Origin of the sequence: Streptomyces sp. NPDC058701, assembly GCF_042715295.1 — a bacterium.
Classification (GTDB): domain Bacteria; phylum Actinomycetota; class Actinomycetes; order Streptomycetales; family Streptomycetaceae; genus Streptomyces.
Genome location: NZ_JBHXSY010000001.1, coordinates 328,523 through 353,129 on the forward strand (window position 1 = coordinate 328,523; position 24,607 = coordinate 353,129).

Below are 24,607 nucleotides of genomic sequence, written 5' to 3' on the forward strand. Positions count from 1 at the left end.
CCCCCGGCGGACGCGTCCCCGCAGGGGGTCAGGTGGACTCGACCCGCTTCTTCAGCCCCGCCAGCGCGCGGTCGATGATGACCTTCTCGGCCTTCCGCTTGATCATGCCCAGCATCGGGATCTTGACGTCCACGGTCAGCTGGTAAGTGACCTCGGTGCGCGTGCCGCCGTCCACCGGGGCCAGCCGGTAGGAGCCGTCGAGCTGGCGCAGCATCTGCGACTTGTCGAGGGTCCAGCTGACTTCGTCCGCGCCCTTCCAGGTGTAGGCGAGGGTGTGGTCGTCCTTGATCGCGCCGGCGTCCAGCAGCAGCCGGACCCTCTCGGCGCGGCCCTCGGCGTCGGTGGCCAGCACCTCGGCCTCCTTCACCTCGCCGGTCCACTCGGGGTAGCGGGCGAAGTCGGCGATCACGGCCATCACGGCGGCCGGCGAGGCCTCGATCGTGATGCTTGAGCTGGTGTGTTCCGCCATCGCGGTCGCTCCTCCGGGGAGTGTTCGAGGAAGTGTGCGGCCTCGGGCCGCCGCTCGAAGGCTACCGCGCGTGCGGGCGCCGCCACTCCAGCACCTCCCCTACCGGCCACCCGCCGCGGCGCACACCGTGCGGCCCCGCCACCCGCGCGCCCCGCTCACCACTCCAGGGCCCAGGGCCGCCCGGTCGCGGCGAAGTGGCCGACGTTCACGCACTCCGTGCCCCCGATCCGCATCCGCCGCGCCAGGGGCTGGTGCACGTGCCCGAAGAGCGCGTACCGGGGGCGGGTGCGGCGGATGGCGGCCAACAGGGCCTCGCTGCCGCGCTCGAAGCGCCGCGCGACGGTGTCGTAGCAGAGCTCCGGCACCTCGGGCGGGATGTGCGAGCACAGCACGTCCACCTCGCCCAGCGCCTCCACCTTGGCCGCGTACTCCTCGACGTCCACCTCGTACGGGGTCCGCAGCGGCGAGGGGAGCCCGCCGCCCACGAAGCCGAAGACGCGGCCGCCGATCTCGACCCGCTGCCCGTCCAGCACGGTGAGGCCGGGGCGGTCGGCGTACTCCGGCCACAGACCGGGGATGTCGACATTGCCGTAGGTGGCGTACGTGGGGGTGGGGAACGCGGCGAACATTGCTGCGTACTGGCGGCGCACCGCGTCCTCGATCAGTTGTTCGCGGTCCAGCCCGGCCCACAGCTCACGGCCGAACGCCCGGGCCTCCTCGAAGCGGCGTGCGGTGCGCAGCTCGACGATCCGGTCGGCGCTCTCGACGCCGAAGAGGTCGGGGAGGATGCCGCGCGAGTGGTCGGCGTAGTCGAGGAAGAGCACGAGGTCACCGAGGCAGATCAGCGCGTCGGCGCCGTCCCCCGCCCGGGCGAGGGCCTCGGTGTTGCCGTGGACGTCACTGACGACGTGGACTCGTGTACCGCTTTTCCTGCCACCCATGCCGCCACCCTAGGGGCGCCCGGGGGTGCGGGGCAGGGGAACCGGCGGAGGGGCCGGACCTGCGGTTACTTCCGAGTCCTCAGGGGGGTCGACTACTGTCGGCAGGGCACGTGCGCGTCATGTGACGCAGGGAACATCTGGCCGGTTCCCTCTATCCGGAACCCACTACCGGTGGGTAACGTCCGGTCGGTCCACACGGTGGCGATGGCGCCCAGAGGAGCAGCAGTCTTGCGCGAGTTCAGTCTTCCGGCCCTGTACGAGGTCCCGTCGGACGGGAACCTGACGGATCTCATCCGCCGCAACGCCGCTCAGCATCCCGACACCGCCGTCATGAGCCGCAAGGTCGACGGCCGGTGGCAGGACGTGACCGCGACCGAGTTCCTCGCCGAGGTCCGGGCGACGGCCAAGGGCCTGATGGCGGCCGGCATCCGCCCGGGCGACCGGGTCGCCCTGATCTCCCGCACCCGCTACGAGTGGGTGCTGATCGACTTCGCGATCTGGAGCGCGGGCGGCGTGACCGTCCCCGTGTACGAGACCAGCTCCGCCGAGCAGATCCAGTGGATCCTCGGCGACTCCGGCGCCGTCGCGGCGGTCGTCGAGAGCCCCGGGCACAGCGACGCCGTGGCCTCCCTGCGGGACCGGCTCCCGGAGCTGCGCGAGGTCTGGGAGATCGAGCGGGGCGACCTGGACGCGCTGAAGGCCGCGGGGACCGAGGTCTCCGACGCCGAGGCCGACGAGCGCAGCAGTCTCGCGAACGCCGACGACCCGGCCACCATCGTCTACACCTCGGGCACCACCGGCCGTCCCAAGGGCTGCGTGCTGTCCCACCGGAACTTCTTCGCCGAGTGCGGCAACGCGGTGGAGCGGCTGAGCCCGCTGTTCAAGACCGGCGAGTGCTCGGTGCTGCTCTTCCTCCCGGCCGCGCACGTCTTCGGGCGCCTGGTGGAGGTGGCGGCCGTGCTGGCGCCGATCCGGCTGGGCTGCGTACCGGACATCAAGAACCTGACCGACGAGCTGCAGTCCTTCCGGCCCACGCTGATCCTCGGCGTGCCGCGCGTCTTCGAGAAGGTCTACAACTCGGCGCGTGCCAAGGCCCAGGCCGACGGCAAGGGCAAGATCTTCGACGCGGCCGCCGAGACGGCGATCGCGTACAGCCGGGCGCTGGACACCCCGCGCGGGCCGTCGTTCGGGCTGAAGCTCAAGCACAAGCTCTTCTCCAAGCTCGTCTACAGCAAGCTGCACGCGGTCCTCGGCGGGCGCGGCGAGTTCGCGATCTCCGGCGGCGCCCCGCTCGGCGAGCGGCTCGGCCACTTCTTCCGCGGCATCGGCTTCACGGTGCTGGAGGGCTACGGCCTGACCGAGTCCTGCGCGGCCACCACCTTCAACCCGTGGGACAAGCAGAAGATCGGCACGGTGGGGCAGCCCCTGCCGGGCTCGGTGGTGCGCATCGCGGACGACGGCGAGGTGCTGCTGCACGGCGAGCACATCTTCACCGGCTACTGGAAGAACGAGACGGCGACCGCCGAGGCGCTGACCGACGGCTGGTTCCACACCGGCGACGTCGGCACCCTCGACGAGGACGGCTACCTCGCGATCACCGGCCGCAAGAAGGAGCTCATCGTCACGGCGGGCGGCAAGAACGTCGCCCCCGCGGTGATCGAGGACCGGATCCGGGCGCACGCCCTGGTCGCGGAGTGCATGGTGGTCGGCGACGCGAGGCCGTTCGTGGCCGCGCTCGTCACCATCGACGAGGAGTTCCTCGGCCGGTGGGCCGCCGAGCACGGCAAGCCGGCCGGCGTGACGGCCGCGGACCTGCGCGAGGACGCGGACCTGCTCGCCGCCGTCCAGCAGGCCGTGGACGACGGCAACGCGGCGGTTTCCAAGGCGGAATCGGTGCGGAAGTTCCGCATTCTGCCCTCCCAGTTCACGGAGGAGTCGGGCCACATCACGCCGTCGCTGAAGCTCAAGCGGAACGTGGTGGCGAAGGACTTCGCGGACGAGATCGAGGCGCTGTACCGGGGCTGAGGCCTCCTCGCCGGCGCGGGTCCTCGGCGAGGATCCGCGCCGTGTTCCGCTCCGCGGGGGCGCTGACGGTCACGAAGCGGCTGACCCCCGGCGGGCCGGGGATCGGGGAGCCGTCGGCGACGTACGGCCCCTGACGGCCCTTGGCGCGCCCGATGGGGTGTCACGGCCGCATGACGAGCGGATTCCGGCCGCCCGGCCATACGCGGCGCCGCCACCCGTCCGACAGACGGTCAGCCGTGGCTCCGGCCGCCAACCCCACACCGCTCCAGCGACAACTCCAGCCCCGCCGAAGCATCCGGCCCCGCCGGCGTTTGAGGCGCGGGGGTCCGGGGGCGGAGCCCCCGCAGCGGCGCCGCGGACGCGCCCGCCCACCCGCCGGAGCACCAACCCCGCCGAGCCCAGCGGCAGCGCAACGGCTACAGCAGCTCGCGCAACCGCTGCGCCAGCAGGTCCCAGCGCCACTTCTCCTCGACCCAGGCCCGGCCCGCCGCGCCCATCCGGCTCCGCAGCTCCGGATCCAGCAGCAGGGCCGTGATCCGGTCGGCCGCGTCCGCGGCGGAGCCGCCCCGGACCACCCAGCCGGTCTCGCCGTCCAGCACCGCGTCCGGGGCCCCGCCGGAGTCGCCCGCGACCACCGGCAGACCCGTCGCCGAGGCCTCCAGGTAGACGATGCCGAGCCCCTCCACGTCCAGCCCGCCCCGCCGGGTGCGGCACGGCATCGCGAAGACGTCCCCCGCCCCGTAGTGGGCCGGGAGCTCCGACCAGGGGACGGCCCCGGTGAAGACCACCGAGTCCGCGACCCCGGTGGAGGCGGCCAGCTTCCGCAGGTCGGCCTCGTACGGTCCGCCGCCCACGATCAGCAGGACCGCGTCCGGCACCGCCGCGAGGATCCGCGGCATCGCCTCGATCAGCGTGTCCTGTCCCTTGCGCGGCACCAGCCGGGACACGCACACCACCACCGGTCGCTCCGACAGCCCGAGCCGGGCCCGTACGGCCGCGCCGCCCGAGCCGGGGTGGAAGGTCTTCTCGTCGACCCCCGGCGGGAGTTGCACCATCCGGGCCGCCGCCCGGTCCGTCACCGCCGAGGCGATCCGCGAGCGCGTGTACTCCCCCAGGTAGGTCAGCGTGTCCGTGCCCTCGCCGATCCGCCGCAGCAGGTGCCGCGCCGCCGGCAGCTGGGCCCAGCCCGCCTCGTGCCCGTGGGTGGTCGCGACCAGCCGCCGCGCGCCCGCCCGGCGCAGCGCCGGGCCCATCAGCCCGAGCGGCGCCGCCGCCCCGAACCACACGGACTCGCAGCCGTGTTCGCGCAGCAGGCCGACGGCCCGCCGCGTCACGCGCGGGGTCGGCAGCAGCATCGTCGTCCGGTCCCGGACCACCCGGAACGGCTGCTCGGCGTCGAAGGCGGCCGTGGCCTCGCGACCCTCGGCTCCGTGCTTCCAGGTCGAGGCGTAGACGACGATCCGGTCGGGATCCAGCCGCAGCGCCATGTTGTGCAGGAAGGCCTGGATGCCGCCCGGTCGCGGCGGGAAGTCGTTGGTCACGATCAGCGTCTTGTGCATCGCCAGCGACCCTACCGGACCCTCTCCGGGGCCCCGCCGAGCTCGCTGTCCAGGGCCTCCCGCCAGGCCTTGAGCAGGCCCTCGCGATCGGTTCCGAGCACCTCCTCCAGAGCCGTCCCCAGCGGCTCGCGTCCCGCGCGCTCGTACAGGGCGACCAGCGCCGCGTCGCCCCAGCGCCGGGCGATCAGGCGGCAGGCCAGCCAGGCGCCCTCGTACCCGCGGGCCACCGCCTGCGGTTCGCCGCCGAAGGCGAAGGCCCCGTCCGGCGGGAGCTCCCCCGGCGGCCCGCCCCGGCGCACCTCCCGGGCCAGCGCCGGAGCCCCCTGCTCCGGGGTGGTGTCGCCGCCCCGGTACGCCGCCCAGTCCGCGAAGCCCTCCGAGAGCCACAGCGGGGTCGCGGCCGAGGTCGCCGCCCGGGTGGCGACGTGCGTGACCTCGTGGGTCAGCACGATCCGCCGGCCGGCCGCGCTCAGCTGCGCGTACCCCTCCGGGTTGACCACCACCCGGTCGGCGGGGGCCGCTCCCCCGCCCACCCGCCCGGTGGTGACGGCGCCGAGCCCGCGGTACGCGTCGGCCGGCCGGCCCAGCAGCTCCCCCATCCGCTCCAGCGAGCCGGGGACCAGCACCACCACCCGCCCCGCCCACGGCCGGGGCCAGGCCGCGCTCGCCGCGGGCACGGCCCGGTCGGCCTCGGCGGCGATCCCCCGCAGGGCGTCCGCGTCCTGCCCGGCGCCGCCCAGGACCAGCGCGTGCGCGCCCCGGACCACCGACACCGGCCCCTGGTCCCACAGCTGCCGCGGCGCGCCGGGGGCGGGCCGGTCGGCCAGCACCCGCCAGGTACCGCCGTCCCCGGCGAGTTCCAGTTCGCGGGCCGAGCCGTCCGGAGCCGGGTCGTAGCCGGCGATCCGGTAGCGCAGCTCCGCCCGTACCACGGCCCGGGCGCCGGCCGACCGCACCGAGCGGACCTCGTACGACCAGTCCTCCAGCGGGATCCCGGCCAGCCGCTCCGGCGGCACCCGCGACCAGTCGGCCACGGCCCGCAGGACGTCCCGCTCGGCGCCGCCGGCCGGCGGCCGACCGCCGCACCCGGCCGCCGGCGGAAGGCACAGCAGCAGGCACAGCAGGAGCGGCAGCACGCGGACGGCGCGGGGACCCGGGGACACCAGCCGATCGTACGCAGGGACCGCCCGCGCCCCCGGGCCGCCCGGGGCCGGTCAGGGGCGGGTCACCGAGGACACCGGCATCATGCCGACCGGGTCGTAGCGCACCCGGGCCCCGGGGTACGGGGCGTGCACCACCTGGCCGTTGCCCACGTACATGCCGACGTGGCTGGCGTCGGAGCGGTACGTCACCAGGTCGCCCGGCTGCGCCTGCGACAGCGGCACCTGCCGGCCGGCGTGCCGCTGGGCCTGCGAGGTGCGCGGCAGGGAGATCCCGGCCTGCCGGTACGACCACACCATCAGTCCGGAGCAGTCGAAGCCGGAGGGGCCGGTGGAACCCCACACGTACGGCCGGCCGACCGCCGCCCGGGCCGCCATCACGGCGGTCGCGGCGCGGCCCGAGGAGGGGCCGGCCGAGGACGGGTCGGGCAGCCCGTCGGCGCGCCCGCCCGAGCGCGAGGCCCGGTCGAAGTCGGCGCGCTCCCCGGAGGGCATGGCTTCGAGCAGCCGTCGGGCGGCCGCGAGCTTCGCCGTGACGGACCGCTTGTGCCGGGCCACGTCGGCCCGCAGCCCTTCGAGCTCGCCGAGCTTGCGCGAGGCCTCCCGGCGTTCCTGGCCGAGCCGGCGCTGCTCCTCGCGGAGTTCGTCGAGCTGGCGGGCCTGACGCCCGGTCAGCCGGTCCAGTACGGCGGCGCGGGCGAGGTAGTCGTCGGGGTCCTCGGAGAGCATCAGCCCGAGGGCGGGGTCGATGGAGCCGCCGCGGTACTGGGCCCCGGCGAAGGTGCCGAGGACGCCCCGCATGGTGTTGATGCGGTCCTGGCCGCGGGCGATCGCGTCCTGGGCCCGGCTGACCTCGGAGCGCAGCCGGTCGGCCTTCTCCCCGGCCTCGTTGAAGCGCTCGGTGGCCTGCTCGGCCTCCTCGAAGAGCCGGTCGAGTTGGGCGCGGCTGCCGGACGGGGGTTCGTGCGGGAGGCCCGGGGCCGCGCCGGCGGGGGCTCCGGTCAGGGCGACCGCGGCCGTCGCCGCGGCGGCGGTCAGGACGGTGGCCTTCGTGTTCCGTTCGAGGCCGGTGAGGCCGCTGGGGCCGGGCCGGCGATGGGACGCCACGTGAAACCGCTCCCTTCCGCTGAGCGGGGCCCGGGTCCGCCCCCCGTGGGCGGCCGCGTACCGGGTTCCGCGCTGGCAGACAGTAGCGGCGCGACCACGCACCGGCCAACGACCTCCGGAGGCCGCACATGGCGACGCCCCGCAGGAGACGCAGGTCACCGGCGGGGCGCGCGGTCGGGGCGGGACGTGGGAATTCGCCCGGATGGGCGGTCCGCGGCGCGTCCCCGGCCGGGAGGGTCAGATGCGGACGCCGAACTGGAACGGCATGTTGTCCATCGACTCGTACTTGATGCCGCCGCGCGGGTTGGAGGCGTGCAGCGTCATGTTGTTGCCCGCGTAGAGGCCCACGTGGTGCAGGTCTCCGTAGAAGAAGACCAGGTCACCGGGCTGGAGCTGGCTGCGGCTGACGCGCGTGCCGTCGTTGGCCTGGGTGTACGTGGTGCGGCTGATGCTGACGCCGGCCTGCTTGTAGGCCCACTGCGTCAACCCGGAGCAGTCGTACGCGCTCGGGCCGGTGGCGCCCATGACGTACGCGGTGCCCAGCTTGGTCTTCGCGGCGGCGAGGGCGGCCCCGGCCCGGCCGGAGGCCTTCACGTCGCCGAGCTCCACGCGCTCGCCGGCGCTGCGGCTGGCCTTGGTCTCCTCCTCCTTGAGCTGCGTGCGCTCCTGCGCCGTCAGCGTGTTGAGGAGGGCCTGCGCCTCGGCGAGCTTGTCCGTCGAGACCTTCTTCTTCTCGCCGAGCTCCTTGCGGGTGGCGTCGAGGTCGGCCAGCTTGCCGGAGGCCTCCTGGCGCTGCTGCGCGAGGCTGCGCTGCTTGGCCTGGATCTTCTGGACGGCTTCGACCTGCTTGCCGCTCAGGTGGTCGAGGGAGGCCGCCTTGTCGAGGTAGCTGTCCGGGTCGGCGGAGAGGAAGAGCGCGAGGGAGGGGTCGATGCCGCCGCCCCGGTACTGGGCGCTGGCCATCGAACCGAGCGTGCTGCGCAGCTCGTTGAGGTCGCCCTGGCCCCGCGCGACCTGGTCCTGGAGCTGCCCGATCTCCTTTTCGAGCTTCTCCTGGCGTTCCTTGGCCCCGTTGAACTTCTCGGTGGCCTGCTCCGCCTCTTCGTAGAGCGCGTCGACCTGGGACTTGACCTCGTCCTTGCCCGGCTTCGCCGGGGCGGCCGAGGCGCCCTGGGCGGAAAGCGCGACGGCGGCGGCAGCCGTGGCGGTCAGTACGGTCACACGAGCGCGGGTCGGCTGCTTGGGTCGACGGTGGGACGCCACGAAGGCGAGCTCCTTCTTCCTCGAGCCGCCGAATAACGCAACTCGGCAGCGCCTCCGCCGTCACCCCGGATGAGTGACCTACCGCACGGAGGTTTGAACAGACCTTAGTGACCTCGCTGTGATCAGTTCAAATCCCGAAGGGAAAAAACTTACTCCCCGACCAGCTTCTTTACCTACAGCGCACGCTGTGTGCCGGGGACTTGACGGTACGTTCCCCCGGCACCGCGCCAATTCCGGCATTACGGCCAGGGGTTACGAAACGCGCGAAAGCCGCTTCAGCAACAAGGCGGACGTCACGGGCCGCGCCCCGGCCTTGGCCACCCCGTCGGCGACCTCCCGGTCCGTGGAAACCACCACGACCGGCCGGCCCGTCGGTTCCGCCCGCACCAGCTGGCGGATCAGCTCGTCCGCCGTCACCCCGGCCTTGGAGAACAGCACCCGCACGCCGCGCGGCGGGGCGAGCAGCACCGGGGCCGCCAGTTCCGCCCCGTCGAACACACAGGTCATCTCCGCGCCGGTCTGCGCGGCGAGCATCGACAGCCCGCCCAGCAGCCGCAGCCGCTGCTTCTCCAGCGGCATCGTCGGGTAGCCCGTCTTGGTCACGTTGTAGCCGTCGACCACCAGATGTGCCTGGGGCAGCGCCAACAGCTGGTCCAGCAGCGCCGGATCGGTCTCCGACAGTGCGCGCGCCGCGATGTCCTTCGGCGTCATCCGGCCCGGCTCCACCGCGTCCACGGTGTCCGCCGGGCGGGTGCTGACCGGCGGCAGCGCCAGCTCGCGGCGCAGCCCGGCCGCCGCCTCCAGCACGGTGTCCAGCAGCAGCCGCAGCCGCATGTCCTCGATGCTGCGCCCCTCGCGCGTGGCCCGGCGCGAGGTCTCCAGCGCCGCCTCCACCTCCGCCAGACGGGACTTGAGCCGCCGGGTCTCGCTCTCGGCGGCGGCCACCCGGGCGGCCGCCTCGCCGCGGATCCCGTCGACCTCCGCGTTCACCTTGCGCAGGGCCGCCTCGCCGCGCTTGACGTCGCTCAGCGCGCTGCGCAGCTTGCGGTGAAGCGATTCCGCTTCCTTGCGCGAGGCCTCCAGCTCGGTCCGCACCTGCTCGCCGCCCGAGCGCTGCAGCTCGCGTACGTGGGACAGCTCCTCGCGGAGCCGGTCCAGTTCGCGCCGGGTCTCCTCGTCCGCCCGCTCGGCGTCGGCGCGCTGCGCCTCCTCGCCCGCGGCGGCCACCAGCTTGACCCAGCCGGCCGGCCGCAAAACGTACGCGGCCGCCGCCACGTCCAGCGGATCGGCGGCGGCGGGCGGCGCGCCGGACTCCAGCGCCCCGGCCAGGTCCGCCTGGGCCTCGCGCAGCTTCTCGGCGACCCTGCCGCGGAACACGCCGTCGGTCTCGACCGCCGCCGCCATGGCGTTGCCCGCGAACTTGGCGCGCCGGGTCGGGGTGAAGCGGGCGTACTGGCGCAGCTGCGCCGGGAGGTCCGCGACCGTCAGTCCGCCGAAGGCGTCCGAGACGAGCGCGACGACCCGGCGCCGCACGCCTTCCGGCAGCGGGCGGTCGAGCACCTCGGCGGCGTCGCCGGCCGCGTCGGCCGGCTCAGCGCCGCTTGCTGGCTCCACAATCCGTCACCCCTACCGTGATCTACCTGTGGGCGGGGCTCCGTCAGGAGTCCGCGCCCGGCCTGTCCACGAGCTCGATCTGGTCCACCGCGTTGCACCAGCGGCAGCGGACCGACTCGATGGTCTCATTGACCACCTCGCGTTCCTCGACCTTGGGCTCCCCGGCGAGGTCCAGGTGGACGTACTCCACGACCTTCGACGAGCGGGTGACGTCGAACCGCGTGAGGTTGCCGCACAGGGTGCAGCGCCACCGGGTGGTGTCGGTCGGCAGGGGAACCGTCATCAGGCCGCTCTCTCCTTCGTAGCTGTTTCAATTAAAGCGGTCCGCGCGGCCGTCTGCGCGGGCCGCCGGACCGCAGCTCGTAACCCTACGGCCTGCCACCGCCTCAGGTGGGGCTCCTTGCGTCATGCTCTGCCACATGATCGTAAGGTGGCGGACCCTGCGCGAGGCTGCCCGGGGACCGGTGGTCACCCACGCGCTGATCGCGGGCTGCGGTGTGGTGTTCGTACTGAGCCCGGCCTCCGGGCTGAACCCCTCCTACGGGACGGGCGACGGGCTCCTGGCGGCCGGGACGGACTACTTCCAACGCTGGGGCGTGGTCCCGGACGAGCTCTTCACGAGCACGCCCCGCGCCTGGCTGACCCCGCTGACGGCCCTCTTCGTCCACGGCAGCTGGCTGCACCTGCTGGGGAACATGCTCTTCCTCTACGTGTTCGGCGCGATGGCGGAGGAGCGGATGGGCCGCCCCGCCTTCCTCGCCTTCTACGTCTGTACGGGGTACGTGGCCCTGGCGGCGTACGCGGCGGCGAACGCGGAGTCCTCCCAGACGCTGGTCGGCGCCTCGGGCGCCATCTCCGCCGTCCTGGGGGCCTTCCTGTACCTGCTGCCGCGCGCCCGGGTGACGAGCCTGTTCCCGTTCCTGTTCTTCCTGCCGCTGCGCTTCCCCGCCTGGATCGTGCTGCTGTTCTGGTTCGCCCTCCAGTGGGTCGCGGCGCACCGCGCGGGCAGCGGCCCCGGGGTCGCCTACCTGGCCCACCTGGTGGGCTTCTCGCTCGGCTTCCTCTACGCGTGGGTCCGCTATCGGGGTACGACTAGAGTGAGGCGACCAGCGACGGCCACCGAGGGAGACAGCCAGCCGTGATCACCGCGATCGTGCTCATCAAGACCAGCGTGGACCGCATCCCCGAGATCGCCGAGTCCATCGCCGCGCTGGACAGCGTCAGCGAGGTCTACTCCGTCACCGGTACGTACGACCTGATCGCACTGGTCCGCGTGGCCCGCCACGAGAACCTGGCGGACATCATCCCGGGCCGCATCAGCAAGATCCCGGGCGTCGAGGGAACGGACACGCACGTCGCGTTCCGCACGTACTCCCAGCACGACCTGGAAGCCGCCTTCGCCATCGGCCTGGACGCGTAACGCCTCCGGCGCGGCTACCGGGAAGCGTTCCCTGACGGGAGCCGAACCGAACGGGCCGTCCGCGGGGGCCCGGCGGGGCGTCTCCTCGGCTCGCGCACCGAGGTACCGCTTCGTCCGTGCGGGCCGGTTGCGCGCTCGTCCCGCGGGGACGCCCCGCCGGGCCCCCGCTCCCCCACCTCGGACGGCCGCACGGTGCGGCGGTGGGGCGGGGACACTCCGGAGGGTCCCCGCAGGACGAGCGCGCAACCACGCCGCGCGAACGCAGCACTGCCTCCGTGCGCGAGCCGAGGAGATCCTCCGGAGGGGCCCCGCCCCACCGCCGCACCCCGCCGGGCCCCACCCCGCCGGGCCCCGATCAGCCGGCCCCGTCAGCGGCCGGCCCGGCCCGGGCCGGCCGGTCAGACCGCCGGGACGCAGCGGCCCTCTTCCGTGCGGTACTGCCACTTGGCGCCGTCCGCGACCAGTTCCCGCACCGCCCGCACGAAGCGCTCGACGTGCTCGTCGGGGGTGCCCGCGCCGAAGCTGACGCGGATGGCGTTCAGCGAGCGCTCCCCCGGCGCCGCTTCCGGCGCACCGCACTCGCCCGGCTCCTGCGGCTCGCTGCCCAGCAGGGTGCGGACCAGCGGGTGGGCGCAGAACAGACCGTCGCGCACGCCGATCCCGTACTCGGCCGACAGCGCGGCGGCGAAGTGCGAGCTGTTCCAGCCGTCGACCACGAACGAGATGACGCCGACGCGCGGGGCGTCGTCGCCGAAGAGGGACAGGACGCGCACCGCGGGCACCCCGGCCAGGCCCTCGCGGACGCGGGCGATGAGGTGGCGCTCGCGGGCGACCAGGCTGTCGAAGCCGGCCTCCGTCAGGGCCTTGCAGGCGGAGGCGATGGAGTAGACGCCGATGACGTTCGGGGAGCCGGCCTCGTGGCGGGCGGCGGTCGTGTGCCACTCGACGTCCACGCCGCCGTCCTCGCGGCGGGCCACCTTGCGGGAGGCGCCGCCGCCCGCGAGGTACGGCTCGGCCTCCTGCAGCCAGTCCGCACGGCCGGCGAGCACGCCCGAGCCGAAGGGGGCGTACAGCTTGTGCCCGGAGAAGGCGACCCAGTCCACGTCCAGCTCCTGCACGGACACCGGGTGGTGCGGGGCCAGTTGGGCGGCGTCCAGGACGATCCGCGCGCCGTGGGCGTGCGCGGCGGCGGCGAGCTCCTTGACCGGCCACAGCTCGCCGGTGACGTTGGAGGCGCCGGTGACGCAGACCAGCGCGGGACCCTTGGCATCCCCCCGGCTCGAAGAGCTGGCGGACGGGTCGCGTCCGGCGAGCGCCCGCTCCAGGGTGGCGACGGCCTCGCCGGGGGTGCGGGGGGCGTCGAGGTAGGTGACGCGGGCGTTCGTCCACGGCAGCAGCGAGGCGTGGTGCTCGGTCTCGAAGACGAAGACCTGGCAGTCGGCCGGGAGCGCGGCGGCCAGCAGGTTCAGGGAGTCGGTGGTGGACCGGGTGAAGATCACCTGGTCGGTGGGGCGGCAGTCGAGGAACTCGGCGACGGTGACCCGGCTCTGCTCGAACAGGTCGGTGGAGAGCTGGGAGAGGTACCCGGCGCCGCGGTGCACGCTGCCGTAGTAGGGGGCGTAGGCCGCCACGTCGTCCCAGACCCGCTGCAGGGCGGGGGCGCTGGCCGCGTAGTCGAGGGCCGCGTAGGTCACCTCGCCGCCGGTGACGAGCGGGACGGTGACGTCCCGGCCGAGGACCTGCAACGGCTCGGCACACGCGGGGTCGACGGCGGTGGTGGTGGCGGCAGCGGCGTTCAGGGATGCGGACATGGCGGTATCTCCCGGCAGGCAGGGGTGAATGGCTTCGGCGTGCCCGTACGCGGGTACGGCGCTGCGGCCGTCCGGGGTACGGGAAGGCCCTCGGAGCGAAGGGGGTACACGGAGGCGACCCTGTTCCGAGGGGTGAAGAAGGGGCGGATCCGCCCTATCGCATTCGCTTGCTCACGGAAAACGCTCCTCGAGAGACCAGGACCCCTGGTGTCGAGGGATCCGCGCTTGCCGTAGACCTCGCTGCCTACGACCTGGTCATCACCCGGGGCACCCCGCCACGGAAGGAGGGTTGCCGGACAGCAAGCCGGGGCCTAAACGCTGTCACTCGTGACCTGGTCAGCATCCTGCCACATGATCTCCCGCGCGCAAGACCCCGGTCCGCATGCTGGACCGGGGTCTTGGCTCGAAACGATCAACCGGACGGGGAGGTTCCCGCCCGCTACGCGTTGCTCGCCGCCACCCAGCGCTCCAGGGCCGCCCGGGCCGCGCCCGAGTCGACACCCTCCGCCGCACGGGCGATGCCGGCCCGGATCTGCTCCTCCAGCGGTCCCGTCCCCGGGTCGAGGGCCACCAGGGCGGCCGCCGCGTTCAGCAGGACCGCGTCGCGCACCGGGCCCGGCTCGCCCGCCAGCAGGCGGCGGGCGACGTCCGCGTTGTACGAGGCGTCCTCGCCGCGCAGCGCGGACACGTCCACCAGGTCGATGCCCACGTCGCGCGGGTCGAACGCCTGCTCGGCGACCTTCCCGTCACGGACCCACCAGACGCGCGAGGTCGCGGTCGTGGTCAGCTCGTCGAGGCCGTCGTCGCCGCGGAAGACCAGGGCGGACGAGCCGCGTTCGGCCAGGACGCCGGCGACGATCGGCGCCATGCGGGCGTCGGCGACGCCCGTGGCCTGCGCCCGGACCCTGGCCGGGTTGGTCAGCGGGCCGAGGAAGTTGAAGGTGGTGCGGATGCCCAGCTCCTTGCGGGCGGCCGCCACGTGCCGCAGCGCCGGGTGGAACTTCACCGCGAAGCAGAAGGTGATGCCGGCCTGCTCCGCGACCTCCGCCACCCGGGCCGGGGTGAGGTCGAGGTTGACGCCGAGCTTCTCCAGGACGTCCGAGGAGCCGCTCGCGGAGGACGCGGCCCGGTTCCCGTGCTTGACCACCTTGGCGCCCGTTCCGGCCACCACGATCGCCGACATCGTCGAGATGTTCACGGTCTTCGCCCCGTCGCCGCCGGTGCCGACGATGTCGACCGTCCGGCCCGGCACCTCGATCAGGTTGGCGTGCTCGTACATGGTCCGCACGAGGCCGGTGATCTCGGCGACCGTCTCGCCCTTCGCCCGCAGCGCGACGGCGAAGCCGGCGATCTGGGCGTCGGTGGCCTCGCCGCGCATGATCCGGTCCATGGCCCAGGCGGTGTCGTCGGCGCGCAGGTCCTGGCCGGTCAGCAGGGCGTCGAGAACGCCCGGCCAGCCACGGGCCGCCGCGCTGTCGCCGCCTGCCGGGGTCACCACGTTCATGGTCCGCTCCTGCTGCTGGTGGGATTCCACGTCGATCGGAAGGGCTCCAGCCTATCCAGCCCCGGTTACGGCAAAGAGCCCCGTCCGGACAATGGACGGGGCTCTCACCGTGGCGACACCAGGACTGACCGAAATCAGTCCCTCACAACGTGGTACGGGGAATCAGTGGTGGCCGTGGCCGCTCTGGATCTCCTTGTACTCCTCCACCGTGGGCTTCGGAATCTGGCTGTCCTCGGCGTAGTACCCCTTGCTGAGCTTGACGCGCAGCTTCTCCAGGGCACCCACCTTGCGCTGGACACCGTTCTCGTCGACCGTCGGGCCGATCTCGGCCGGCTTGTACTGCGTGTGCGAGGTGAGCTTGTGCAGCTGACCCTGCGAGAGCGGCTCGTGGATCTCGACGAACTCACCGTGCGGGAGCCGCTTGATGATGCCGGTCTCGCGACCGTGCAGCACCTTGTCGCGGTCCCGGCGCTGGAGGCCGAGGCAGATGCGCTTGGTGATCACGAAGGCGATGACCGGTCCGACGAAGAAGCCGATCCGCGCGAACCAGGTGATCGAGTTGATCGACAGGTGGAAGTACTGCGCGAACATGTCGTTTCCACCGGCGATCAGCAGGATCACGTACCACGTGAGCCAGGCGACACCGAAGGCCGTACGGGTCGGGACGTTGCGCGGGCGGTCCAGGATGTGGTGCTCGCGGTCGTCCTTGGTGACCCAGGACTCGATGAACGGGTACACCGCGATCGCGGCCAGCACCAGGGGGAAGATCACCAGCGGGATGAACACGCCCAGGACGAGCGTGTGGCCCCACAGGTTGACCTCCCAGCCCGGCATGGCACGGATCAGCCCCTCGGAGAAGCCCATGTACCAGTCCGGCTGCGCACCGGTGGACACGTGGTCCGGGCGGTACGGGCCGAGCGCCCAGATCGGGTTGATCGACGCGATGCCCGAGATGGCCGCGATCACACCGAAGACCAGGAAGAAGAAGCCTCCGGCCTTCGCCATGTAGACGGGCAGCAGCGGCATGCCCACGACGTTGTTGTTCGTCTTGCCGGGGCCCGCGAACTGGGTGTGCTTGTGGTAGAAGACCAGGATCAGGTGGGCCACCAGCAGGCCCATCATGATGCCGGGCAGCAGCAGGATGTGCACCGAGTAGAACCGCGCGACGAAGTCGCCGCCCGGGAACTCCCCGCCGAACAGGAACATCGACAGGTACGTGCCGACGACCGGGACGGACAGGATGGCGCCCTGCATGAAGCGGACACCGGTACCCGACAGCAGGTCGTCCGGCAGCGAGTAGCCGGTGAACCCGGTGAACATGCCGAGGACCAGCAGCAGGAAGCCGAAGACCCAGTTGACCTCGCGCGGCTTGCGGAACGCGCCGGTGAAGAACACGCGCATCATGTGCACGAGCATCGCCGCGACGAAGATCAGCGCGGCCCAGTGGTGGATCTGGCGGATCAGCAGGCCACCGCGGACGTCGAAGCTGATGTCCAGCGTCGAGGCGAAGGCCTCGGACATCAGGACGCCCTGCATCGGCACGTACGAGCCGTGGTACTCGACTTCGTTCATGCTCGGGTGGAAGAACAGCGTCAGGTACACACCCGTGAGGATGATGATGATGAAGCTGTAGAGGCAGATCTCACCCAGCATGAAGGACCAGTGGTCCGGGAAGATCTTGCGCATGTTGGCCTTGGCGAGGCCGTAGATGCCCAGGCGGCCGTCCGCCCAGTCGGCCACGCGCTCGCCGGCCGGGGCTTTGCGCCCCGGCTTGCCCGCCGCGCCCGCGGGTGATGAATTCGTAGTGGCAGTGCTCATCCGCGCTCCCAGAAGGCAGGACCGACGGGCTCTTCGAAGTCGCCGAGCGCTTCGAGGAAGCCTTCGTCATTCACGCCGATCCGCAGCTGCGGAAGCGCGTGACCGGCCGGGCCGAAGATGACACGGGCGCCGTCGGAGAGGTCGAAGGTGGACTGGTGGCACGGGCAGAGCACGTGGTGCGTCTGCTGCTCGTACAGGCTGATCGGGCAGCCGACGTGGGTGCAGATCTTGGAGTAGGCCACGATCCCGTCGTGGGACCACTCCAGCTCCTGCTTGTCCTTGATGTCGTCCGGCTGGATGCGGACGATCATCAGGGCGGCCTTGGCGATCTGCGTCTGGAAGTCGTGCGCGTGCTCGTCCAGGCCTTCCGGCCGGGCGAACGTCAGCGAACCGACCAGGACGTCCTCGGGACGCAGCGGCTCGTCCGTGTTGTCGTTGATCAGCAGCTTGCCCTTGGCCCAGATGGTCTTGCGCAGCTTGTCCTCGGGCAGGGGCCCCAGGTCGCGCATGATCACGAGGGCGGAGAGCGGCAGCATGGCCAGCGCGCCGATCATCGTGTTGCGGATCAGCGGGCGGCGGCCGATGCCGGACTCGCGGGCGCCGTCGGCGAAGTCCTGCAGGACCTGCGCCTTGACCTCCGGCGGAGCCGCGATCTCGTGGCGCTCGGCGGCGACCTCGACGTCGGACATCAGGGTGCGGGCCCAGTGGACCGCGCCCGCGCCGATGCAGAAGAGCGCCGTGCCCAGCGTCATGCCCAGGGAGAAGTTGAGCGCGCTCACCTTCCCGATGGGGAAGATGTAGACGATCTTGTCTACCGGGAAGATCACGTAGGACGCGATGAAGCCGATCGTGGCCAGCATCGAGAGCGTGAACAGGAACGCGACGGTGCGCTCGGAGCGCCTCGCCGCCCGCTCGTCGATGTCCTGGATACGGGGCTTGTGGACCGGAAGGCCCGGGTCGGCGAACGGGTCGTCCGCGACCGCGACGCCACCGTGGTGCACGTCGCCCTGCTCGCTCGGCAGGTGCTTCTCTTCGGGAATCTCTTGGCTACTCATGACTTCTTGGCCTTAGCGGTGTGGGCCGCGACCCAGACGGCGACAGCGATCAGCGCACCCAGACCGAAGATCCAGCCGAACAGACCCTCGGAGACGGGGCCGAGGCCACCGAGCTTGAGCCCGCCGGGGTTCGTCGACTTGTCGCCGTTCACGTTCTGGAGGTACGCGATGATGTCCTTCTTCTGCTTCTCCGGCATGGTGCTGTCCGGGAAGGAGGGCATGTTCTGCGGGCCGGTGAGCATGGCCTCGTAGATGTGCTTCGGCGAGACGTCCTCGAGGTTCGGGGCGTACTTGCCGTTCGTCAGCGCGCCGCCCTCGCCGGTGAAGTTGTGGCACTGCGCGCAGTTGTTGCGGAAGAGCACACCACCGTTGGCGATGTCGGCGCCCGCCGGGTCGTACTGCTTGCCGGTCGGCGTGATGGGGCCGGCACCGAGGGACGCGATGTACGCGGCCAGCTGGTCGATCTGCTCCTGGGAGTAGATCGCGGGCTTCTTCGGCACCTGGGCGCCGGGCTGCTGCGCGGGCATGCGGCCCGTGCTCACCTGGAAGTCGACGGCTGCGGAGCCGACGCCGACCAGGCTCGGGCCGTCAGAGGAACCCTGACCGCCGGTTCCGTGGCAGCTTGCGCAGCCGACGGCGTAGAGCTTCTTGCCCTCCTCGATGGCGAGGGACTGGGCGGTTTCATCGGCCTGCGCCTTGCCCGCGGGGGCGAAGGCGGCGTACAGCCCCCCGGTGGCCGCCAGCGCGAAGAGTAGAACGACAACCGCCGCCAGCGGATGGCGTCGTCGTGCGGAGAGCTTTTTCACGGATTACCCCGGTGTCAGGATCTTCTGCGTCGGTGTGTCTGGATGGAGTGCCGGGTCGCGCCCGGTGACGTTCTCGCTACTTGATCAGGTAGATCGTGGCGAAGAGGCCGATCCAGACGACATCGACGAAGTGCCAGTAGTAGGACACGACGATGGCCGACGTGGCCTGTTCGTGGGTGAACCTCTTGGCCGCGTACGTCCGGCCGAGGACCAGCAGGAAGGCGATGAGACCGCCCGTCACGTGCAGCCCGTGGAAGCCGGTGGTCAGGTAGAAGACCGAGCCGTACGGACCGGACGAGAGGCTCATGCCCTCGTGCATGACCAGCTCGGTGTACTCGAACACCTGGCCGCCAATGAAGATCGCACCCATGACGAACGTGATGATGAACCACGTCCGGAGCTTCTTCACGTCACCGCGCTCGGCTGCGAATACGCCGAGCTGGCAGGTGAGCGAGGAAAGCACCAGGATCGTCGTGTTCGTCGCCGAGAAGGGCAGATTCAAGGCCGAAGCCTGCTCTGTCCAGTACTCGGCGCCTGTCACGGATCGCAGGGTGAAGTACATCGCGAAGAGGGCCGCGAAGAACATCAGCTCGGAACTCAACCAGATGATGGTTCCGACGCTGACGAGGTTCGGCCTGTTGACCGTCGGGTGCGCGTGCCCGGTATCTACTGTCGTTGCTGTCGCCACGACCGACATTATGTCGGTCGCTTATCCCGCCCTCACCCCGGGGGGTGCCGTTCGGAGTGTCCGGGGGGTGTGCAAGGCCCGAACGGCCCATCAGATCACCCTCCGGACGCCGCTCGCCAGCCTGTGCGAACCGATGTTGACAGCGCATCGGGAGGAGTAGCATCCGTTCCCCTGGCTCCGCCGGGGATACCCCATGAACATGAACGTGATTCACGTGACACGTGGAGGAACGAAATGCGGGCGACTGCGCGGGTTCTGGTCTACAGCGACAACTCGGGCACCCGGGAGCAGGTGCGGCTGGCAGCGGGGCGCAGGCCGGCCGCGGACCTGCCGCCGGTCGAGTTCCTGGAGTGCGCGACGCTTCCGGCGGTCCTGTCGGCGCTGGACGCGGGCGGCATCGACGTGTGCGTGCTGGACGGCGAGGCGGTTCCGGCCGGCGGCATGGGCGTGTGCCGGCAGATCAAGGACGAGATCTTCCGGTGTCCCCCGGTGCTGCTGCTCATGGGGCGCCCCCAGGACGCCTGGCTGGCCACCTGGAGTCGCGCGGACGCCGCGGTGACCCTTCCGGTTGATCCGGTCGCGTTCGCGGACTCCCTGGCGGGCCTGCTGCGGGCCCGGCTGGCCTCGTCCGCCGCCTGACTGAGGTCAACCGCCGCGGGCAGGCCTGCGGCTCACCCGTCCGTGGGAATCCGCGGCCCTGTCGGGTCCGGGGTCCACACGTGCGGGTGAGCCGGTCGGGGGCCCGGGGGGCCTAGACGGTCGGCCGCAGGCGGGTCTGGTCGACCGGGGAGCGGCCCTCCTGGGTGTCCTTCAGGAGCGCGCTGCCCTGGCGCCAGTCCTTCCAGTCCATGTTCCAGTCGCCGAAGCCGTTGCCGAAGATGTCCATGTCGTCGCCGATGCTGTTGATCACCTTGACGATGTCGCCCTCGGTGATGTTCTCGTAGAACCAGGCGGCGTTGCCGGTGCTCATGCCCGTGCACCCGTGGCTGACGTTCGCGTAGCCCTGGGACCCGACGGACCACGGCGCGGCGTGGACGTATTCACCACTCCAGGTGACGCGCGTGGCGTAGTAGACGGGCAGGTTGTAGTACTCGCTGCCGCCGATGCCGACGGTGTCCCCGCGCATCTGGACGAAGTACTGCTTGCCGAGCACCACCTTCACCCCGTTGCGGGTGGAGAAGCCGGGCTTGCCGGTGGTGACCGGAATGCTGTTGATCACTTCTCCGTTGCGCCGGAACGTGAGGTAGTGCGAGGAGGCGTCGGTGGTGACCTCGACCCGGTCGCCGATCTCCAGCTTCAGCGGCTTCGCCGCGGCCCCGTAGAGGTGGTCGGAGATCCTGACGCCCTCCAGGTTGCTCCGTACGGAGACGGTCGAGTTGGCGGGCCAGTACTCCTTCGGCCGGTAGTGGAGCTTCTTGTCGTCGACCCAGTGCCAGGCGCCCTCGACGCCGGAGGGTACGTCGACCGCGAGGCCCCGCTCGACGACGGCGCGGGCGGCCTTGTCCTTGACGGGTTCGCTGAGCTCGGCCGTGAGGGGCTGCCCGACGCCGTACTTGCCCTCCTCCGGGCCGAATTCCACCGTGAGGACGCCTTTGGCCGGGGTGGTCTCGAAAGCGGCCGTGCGCTGCCCCGGAGCGCCCTTGGCGTTCTCGGTGCTCACGGTGACCGTGTAGCGGACGCCGGCGGCCATCGGGACGGTGTTGTGCCAGCGGTCCCCCTTGGCGGACAGCTCGCCCGCCAGGCGGCGGCCGTGGGTGTCGACGACCGTCACGTCGGTGATCCGCCCCTCACCCGCCTTCGCGGTGACCTCGAGGGGTTTGTCGGGGTCCACGGGGCGGCCGCCGGGGGCCTGGTTGAAGGCGATCTGGTCGCCCGCGTCGTACGGGCGGGCGGACAGCGGATCGTCGCCGCCCGACCCGCACGCGGTGGCCCCGGCCCCGAGGGACGCGACCAGCAGGGAGCAGCCGACTACCGTCCAAAGACGCGGTGAGTGGTTCATGGAGCTAACGCTATGAAGATATGACAATTACGGCGCGCGGGGTGACTGCAAACGAGGGGCCCGGACCCCTCAGAAGAGGTGTCCGGGCCCCAGGTGCCTCACGACGCCGTCGCGAGGGTGCTGCTACTGGTTCTGGTTCTCACCGCGGTAGTACTCGTACACCCAGCCCCACAGGCCGATCAGGATGACCGGTGCCGAGAAGTACATGAGCCACCAGCCGAAGATGACGCCGCAGAAGGCCAGCGCGCCACCGATGGCCAGCGAGAGCGGCTGCCAGCTGTGCGGGGCGAAGAACCCCAGCTCGCCGGCCTCGTCGGCGACGTCGGCCTCCAGGTTGTCCTGGGCCATCTCGTCGACGCGCTTGGCCGTGAAGGCCAGGTAGTAGCCGATCATCACGCTCAGGCCGAAGGCCAGGAAGAGCGCGGTGGTGCCTACGGGCTCCTTCGACCACACGCCGTACACGACGGCCATGATCAGGATGAAGAAGGAGAGCCAGAGGAACATCTTGCCCTGGATCTTCACTTGCCGGCCTCCTTGCCACCGGTGACGGCAGCGGCACCGACGCCGTGGTGGTCCTCGAGGTGGTCGAGGGCCGCGATTTCCGGGTGGTGCAGGTCGAACGCCGGGGACTCGGAACGGATCCGCGGCAGGGTGAGGAAGTTGTGCCGCGGGGGCGGGCAGGACGTGGCCCACTCCAGCGAACGGCCGTAGCCCCAGGGGTCGTCGACCTCGATCTTCTTCCCGTACTTCGCCGTCTTCCAGACGTTGTACATGAAGGGCAGCATCGACAGGCCGAGCAGGAACGAGCTGATCGTGGAGATCGTGTTCAGCGCGGTGAAGCCGTCGGCGTCGAGGTAGTCCGCGTAACGACGCGCCATGCCCTCGGTGCCGAGCCAGTGCTGCACCAGGAAGGTGCCGTGGAAGCCCACGAACAGCGTCCAGAAGGTGATCTTGCCGAGGCGCTCGTCCAGCATCTTGCCCGTGAACTTCGGCCACCAGAAGTGGAAGCCGGAGAACATCGCGAAGACCACGGTGCCGAAGATGACGTAGTGGAAGTGCGCGACGACGAAGTACGAGTCGGAGACGTGGAAGTCCATCGGGGGCGAGGCCAGGATGACGCCGGTCAGACCACCGAAGGTGAAGGTGATCAGGAAGCCGACGGCCCAGAGCATCGGTGTCTCGAAGGACAGCGAGCCCTTCCACATCGTGCCGATCCAGTTGAAGAACTTCACACCGGTCGGTACCGCGATCAGGAAGGTCATGAAGGAGAAGAACGGCAGCAGCACACCGCCGGTGACGTACATGTGGTGGGCCCACACGGTCACCGAGAGGCCGGCGATCGCGATCGTCGCACCGATCAGACCGATGTAGCCGAACATCGGCTTGCGGGAGAAGACCGGGATGACCTCGGAGATGATGCCGAAGAACGGCAGCGCGATGATGTACACCTCTGGGTGTCCGAAGAACCAGAAGAGGTGTTGCCACAGCAGGGCGCCGCCGTTGGCCGCGTCGAAGACGTGCGCACCGAACTTGCGGTCCGCCTCCAGCGCGAAGAGCGCGGCGGCGAGCACCGGGAAGGCCAGCAGGACCAGGACACCGGTCAGCAGGACGTTCCAGGTGAAGATCGGCATGCGGAACATCGTCATGCCGGGCGCGCGCATGCAGATGATCGTGGTGATGAAGTTGACCGAGCCGAGGATCGTGCCGAAGCCCGAGAAGGCCAGACCCATGATCCACATGTCGGCGCCGATGCCCGGCGAGCGGACGGCGTCCGACAGCGGGGAGTAGGCGAACCAGCCGAAGTCGGCGGCGCCGTTCGGCGTCGCGAAGCCGGCCACCGCGATGGTCGAGCCGAAGAGGTACAGCCAGTACGCGAACATGTTCAGCCGCGGGAACGCCACGTCGGGCGCACCGATCTGCAGCGGCATGATCCAGTTCGCGAATCCGGCGAACAGCGGCGTCGCGAACATCAGCAGCATGATCGTGCCGTGCATCGTGAACGCCTGGTTGAACTGTTCGTTCGACATGATCTGCGTGCCCGGACGGGCCAGCTCGGCGCGCATGACGAGCGCCATGATCCCGCCGATGATGAAGAACACGAACGACGTGACCAGGTACATCGTGCCGATGGTCTTGTGGTCGGTGGTGGTGAGCCACTTGATGACCACGTTGCCCGGCTGCTTGCGCCGTACCGGCAGCTCGTTCTCGTACGAGTCAGCTGCGGCGGCACCCTGGGATTCGTTGAGGATGCTCACAGTTTATTCGTCTCCGCGTTCCGGGCCGGGTCGGTCTGCTTGATGCCGGCCGGGAGGAAACCGGTCTGCCCCTTCTCCGCAAGCTCCTTCAGGTGCGCCCGGTACTTCTCGGGCGAGACCACCTTGACGTTGAAGAGCATCCGGGAGTGGTCGACGCCGCAGAGCTCGGCACACTTGCCCATGAAGGTGCCTTCTTGGGTCGGGGTGACCTCGAAGACGTTGGTGTGGCCCGGAATGACGTCCTGCTTGAACAGGAAGGGGACCACCCAGAAGGAGTGGATGACGTCGTTGGACGACAGGATGAAGCGGACCTTCTCGCCCTTGGGCAGGAAGAGGGTCGGCCCCGGGTTCCCCGTCTGCGGGTTGCGGTCGCCGGGGACACCCTTCTGGTAGACGCCCTCGGCGCCGGCCGGGAAGTCCTTGGTGAAGCGGTCCGGGATGGAGTCGAGCTCCTTGGGGACCTGCGTCATCGTCTGCGGCTCGGACTCGTTCGCACCCTCGGCCCTGGGCAGCGCCCTCGGCTTGGGGGTGTTCGCGTCGCCGTCCACGTTCTCGACGTAGTTGAAGCCCCAGCTCCACTGGAAGCCGACCACGTTGATCGTGTGCGCCGGCTTCGGGGTGAGGGCGAGCAGCTTCGACTCGTCACGCGCGGTGAAGTAGAAGAGCACGGAGACGATGATCAGCGGGACCACGGTGTACAGCGCCTCGATGGGCATGTTGTACCGGGTCTGCGCCGGGACCTCGATCTTCGTCCGGCTGCGCCGGTGGAAGATGACGCTCCAGATGATCAGGCCCCACACCAGGACGCCCGTGATGAGCGCGGCCGCCCAGGATCCCTGCCACAGGGAGAGGATGCGCGGTGCCTCCTCGGTTACCGGAGTCGGCATTCCGAGGCGGGGGAAGTCTTTCCATGTATACGAGCAACCAGTGGCGGTCGCCAGGACCACGCCCGCAGTCAGCGCCTGCAGCAGCTTCCGCCGCATCGGGCGCCGCGGCGAGCGGTCGGAGCCGTAGGGACTCACGTAGCGCCTTCCCGAGAGTCTCGGCCCGCGCGGCCGGCCGCGGCCGTGTTCGGGTCGGTCGCCGGCCCTGACGCAGGCAGGGGTTTGGATG

22 protein-coding genes and 1 riboswitch are annotated in these 24,607 nt (G+C 71.0%); of the genes, 4 read left to right on the plus strand and 18 right to left on the minus strand.

Features of this window, described 5'->3' with window-relative positions; all coding sequences use genetic code 11:
* Positions 1 to 28: 28 nt before the first annotated feature.
* Complete coding sequence (locus ACFWW8_RS01535) at positions 29 to 469, minus strand: SRPBCC family protein (protein ID WP_386522072.1); 441 nt, start codon at positions 467 to 469, stop codon at positions 29 to 31.
* Between the two features lie 155 nt (positions 470 to 624).
* Complete coding sequence (locus tag ACFWW8_RS01540; RefSeq protein WP_386522075.1) at positions 625 to 1,410, minus strand: metallophosphoesterase; 786 nt, start codon at positions 1,408 to 1,410, stop codon at positions 625 to 627.
* 228 nt (positions 1,411 to 1,638) lie between these two features.
* Here ACFWW8_RS01540 and ACFWW8_RS01545 point away from each other — a divergent pair, with 228 nt between their 5' ends.
* A complete protein-coding gene (locus ACFWW8_RS01545) occupies positions 1,639 to 3,435 on the plus strand; it encodes an AMP-dependent synthetase/ligase (protein ID WP_386522077.1) in 1,797 nt (598 codons plus the stop codon).
* Positions 3,436 to 3,851: 416 nt separating this feature from the next.
* On the opposite strand, the gene ACFWW8_RS01550 is transcribed toward ACFWW8_RS01545, so the two are convergent.
* The 6 genes from ACFWW8_RS01550 to ACFWW8_RS01575 all read right to left on the minus strand — a co-directional run bounded on the left by ACFWW8_RS01550 (position 3,852) and on the right by ACFWW8_RS01575 (position 10,421).
* Positions 3,852 to 4,994 carry a glycosyltransferase family 4 protein gene (locus ACFWW8_RS01550; RefSeq protein ID WP_386522078.1) on the minus strand — a complete coding sequence of 381 codons (1,143 nt, stop codon included), beginning with the start codon at positions 4,992 to 4,994 and terminating at the stop codon, positions 3,852 to 3,854.
* 11 nt (positions 4,995 to 5,005) lie between these two features.
* On the minus strand, positions 5,006 to 6,157 hold the full coding sequence (locus tag ACFWW8_RS01555; protein WP_386522081.1) for a hypothetical protein: 1,152 nt from the start codon (positions 6,155 to 6,157) through the stop codon (positions 5,006 to 5,008).
* 51 nt (positions 6,158 to 6,208) lie between these two features.
* Entirely contained in the window at positions 6,209 to 7,261 is a 1,053-nt protein-coding gene (locus ACFWW8_RS01560) for an NlpC/P60 family protein (protein ID WP_386522084.1), read from the minus strand.
* Between the two features lie 237 nt (positions 7,262 to 7,498).
* Entirely contained in the window at positions 7,499 to 8,524 is a 1,026-nt protein-coding gene (locus tag ACFWW8_RS01565; RefSeq protein ID WP_386522085.1) for an NlpC/P60 family protein, read from the minus strand.
* Between the two features lie 252 nt (positions 8,525 to 8,776).
* Positions 8,777 to 10,141 carry an NYN domain-containing protein gene (locus ACFWW8_RS01570; protein ID WP_386522238.1) on the minus strand — a complete coding sequence of 455 codons (1,365 nt, stop codon included), beginning with the start codon at positions 10,139 to 10,141 and terminating at the stop codon, positions 8,777 to 8,779.
* A gap of 40 nt (positions 10,142 to 10,181) precedes the next feature.
* Entirely contained in the window at positions 10,182 to 10,421 is a 240-nt protein-coding gene (locus ACFWW8_RS01575; protein ID WP_008738811.1) for a hypothetical protein, read from the minus strand.
* 124 nt (positions 10,422 to 10,545) lie between these two features.
* On the opposite strand from ACFWW8_RS01575, the gene ACFWW8_RS01580 reads away from it, so the two are divergent.
* The gene (locus ACFWW8_RS01580) at positions 10,546 to 11,280 is read left to right on the plus strand and encodes a rhomboid family intramembrane serine protease (protein WP_386522088.1); all 735 of its coding nucleotides are present in this window, start codon (positions 10,546 to 10,548) and stop codon (positions 11,278 to 11,280) included.
* Positions 11,277 to 11,558: an Lrp/AsnC family transcriptional regulator gene (locus tag ACFWW8_RS01585; RefSeq protein WP_267720853.1), complete on the plus strand. Its 282-nt coding sequence runs from the start codon at positions 11,277 to 11,279 to the stop codon at positions 11,556 to 11,558. Before ACFWW8_RS01580 ends, ACFWW8_RS01585 begins: the two co-directional genes overlap by 4 nt.
* A 398-nt stretch (positions 11,559 to 11,956) precedes the next feature.
* Here the strand turns inward: ACFWW8_RS01585 and ACFWW8_RS01590 are convergent, their stop codons facing one another.
* From ACFWW8_RS01590 to ACFWW8_RS01615, 6 genes are all read right to left on the minus strand, one after another.
* On the minus strand, positions 11,957 to 13,369 hold the full coding sequence (locus tag ACFWW8_RS01590) for an aminotransferase class V-fold PLP-dependent enzyme (protein WP_386522091.1): 1,413 nt from the start codon (positions 13,367 to 13,369) through the stop codon (positions 11,957 to 11,959).
* Positions 13,370 to 13,585: 216 nt separating this feature from the next.
* A riboswitch (SAM riboswitch) is annotated at positions 13,586 to 13,702 on the minus strand.
* Positions 13,703 to 13,808: 106 nt separating this feature from the next.
* Complete coding sequence (gene trpD / locus ACFWW8_RS01595; protein WP_386522094.1) at positions 13,809 to 14,873, minus strand: anthranilate phosphoribosyltransferase; 1,065 nt, start codon at positions 14,871 to 14,873, stop codon at positions 13,809 to 13,811.
* Between the two features lie 162 nt (positions 14,874 to 15,035).
* Positions 15,036 to 16,691 carry a cytochrome bc complex cytochrome b subunit gene (locus tag ACFWW8_RS01600; RefSeq protein WP_386522096.1) on the minus strand — a complete coding sequence of 552 codons (1,656 nt, stop codon included), beginning with the start codon at positions 16,689 to 16,691 and terminating at the stop codon, positions 15,036 to 15,038.
* Positions 16,688 to 17,746 (minus strand): Rieske 2Fe-2S domain-containing protein, encoded by a 1,059-nt coding sequence (locus ACFWW8_RS01605; RefSeq protein WP_386522098.1) that lies wholly within the window; start codon positions 17,744 to 17,746, stop codon positions 16,688 to 16,690. The genes ACFWW8_RS01600 and ACFWW8_RS01605 overlap by 4 nt, the downstream gene beginning before the upstream one ends.
* Positions 17,743 to 18,552, minus strand: a complete 810-nt coding sequence (locus ACFWW8_RS01610) for a c-type cytochrome (RefSeq protein ID WP_383922182.1) — start codon at positions 18,550 to 18,552, stop codon at positions 17,743 to 17,745. The genes ACFWW8_RS01605 and ACFWW8_RS01610 overlap by 4 nt, the downstream gene beginning before the upstream one ends.
* A gap of 76 nt (positions 18,553 to 18,628) precedes the next feature.
* Positions 18,629 to 19,249 (minus strand): heme-copper oxidase subunit III, encoded by a 621-nt coding sequence (locus tag ACFWW8_RS01615; protein ID WP_386522100.1) that lies wholly within the window; start codon positions 19,247 to 19,249, stop codon positions 18,629 to 18,631.
* A 225-nt stretch (positions 19,250 to 19,474) separates the two neighbouring features.
* Here ACFWW8_RS01615 and ACFWW8_RS01620 point away from each other — a divergent pair, with 225 nt between their 5' ends.
* Positions 19,475 to 19,879: a hypothetical protein gene (locus ACFWW8_RS01620; RefSeq protein WP_386522102.1), complete on the plus strand. Its 405-nt coding sequence runs from the start codon at positions 19,475 to 19,477 to the stop codon at positions 19,877 to 19,879.
* A 112-nt stretch (positions 19,880 to 19,991) separates the two neighbouring features.
* On the opposite strand, the gene ACFWW8_RS01625 is transcribed toward ACFWW8_RS01620, so the two are convergent.
* The 4 genes from ACFWW8_RS01625 to coxB form a co-directional block, all read right to left on the minus strand.
* The gene (locus ACFWW8_RS01625) at positions 19,992 to 21,239 is read right to left on the minus strand and encodes an Ig-like domain-containing protein (protein ID WP_386522105.1); all 1,248 of its coding nucleotides are present in this window, start codon (positions 21,237 to 21,239) and stop codon (positions 19,992 to 19,994) included.
* A gap of 123 nt (positions 21,240 to 21,362) precedes the next feature.
* Positions 21,363 to 21,761, minus strand: coding sequence for a cytochrome c oxidase subunit 4 (locus ACFWW8_RS01630; protein WP_267720843.1), 399 nt, complete (start codon positions 21,759 to 21,761; stop codon positions 21,363 to 21,365).
* Positions 21,758 to 23,494, minus strand: a complete 1,737-nt coding sequence (gene ctaD / locus ACFWW8_RS01635) for a cytochrome c oxidase subunit I (protein ID WP_383922173.1) — start codon at positions 23,492 to 23,494, stop codon at positions 21,758 to 21,760. Before ctaD ends, ACFWW8_RS01630 begins: the two co-directional genes overlap by 4 nt.
* Positions 23,491 to 24,516, minus strand: coding sequence for a cytochrome c oxidase subunit II (gene coxB, locus ACFWW8_RS01640; RefSeq protein ID WP_386522109.1), 1,026 nt, complete (start codon positions 24,514 to 24,516; stop codon positions 23,491 to 23,493). The genes ctaD and coxB overlap by 4 nt, the downstream gene beginning before the upstream one ends.
* Positions 24,517 to 24,607: the final 91 nt, after the last annotated feature.

Bases quoted from the DNA above. Each gene is read 5' to 3' on its own strand.
- ACFWW8_RS01615 (WP_386522100.1), bottom strand. From the start codon at position 19,249: ATGTCGGTCGTGGCGACAGCAACGACAGTAGATACCGGGCACGCGCAC.
- ACFWW8_RS01550 (WP_386522078.1), bottom strand. From the start codon at position 4,994: ATGCACAAGACGCTGATCGTGACCAACGACTTCCCGCCGCGACCGGGC.
- ACFWW8_RS01600 (WP_386522096.1), bottom strand. From the start codon at position 16,691: ATGAGCACTGCCACTACGAATTCATCACCCGCGGGCGCGGCGGGCAAG.
- ACFWW8_RS01620 (WP_386522102.1), top strand. From the start codon at position 19,475: ATGCGGGCGACTGCGCGGGTTCTGGTCTACAGCGACAACTCGGGCACC.
- ACFWW8_RS01625 (WP_386522105.1), bottom strand. From the start codon at position 21,239: ATGAACCACTCACCGCGTCTTTGGACGGTAGTCGGCTGCTCCCTGCTG.
- ACFWW8_RS01590 (WP_386522091.1), bottom strand. From the start codon at position 13,369: ATGTCCGCATCCCTGAACGCCGCTGCCGCCACCACCACCGCCGTCGAC.
- ACFWW8_RS01605 (WP_386522098.1), bottom strand. From the start codon at position 17,746: ATGAGTAGCCAAGAGATTCCCGAAGAGAAGCACCTGCCGAGCGAGCAG.
- ACFWW8_RS01535 (WP_386522072.1), bottom strand. From the start codon at position 469: ATGGCGGAACACACCAGCTCAAGCATCACGATCGAGGCCTCGCCGGCC.
- ACFWW8_RS01580 (WP_386522088.1), top strand. From the start codon at position 10,546: ATGCTCTGCCACATGATCGTAAGGTGGCGGACCCTGCGCGAGGCTGCC.
- trpD (WP_386522094.1), bottom strand. From the start codon at position 14,873: ATGAACGTGGTGACCCCGGCAGGCGGCGACAGCGCGGCGGCCCGTGGC.
- ACFWW8_RS01575 (WP_008738811.1), bottom strand. From the start codon at position 10,421: ATGACGGTTCCCCTGCCGACCGACACCACCCGGTGGCGCTGCACCCTG.
- ACFWW8_RS01540 (WP_386522075.1), bottom strand. From the start codon at position 1,410: ATGGGTGGCAGGAAAAGCGGTACACGAGTCCACGTCGTCAGTGACGTC.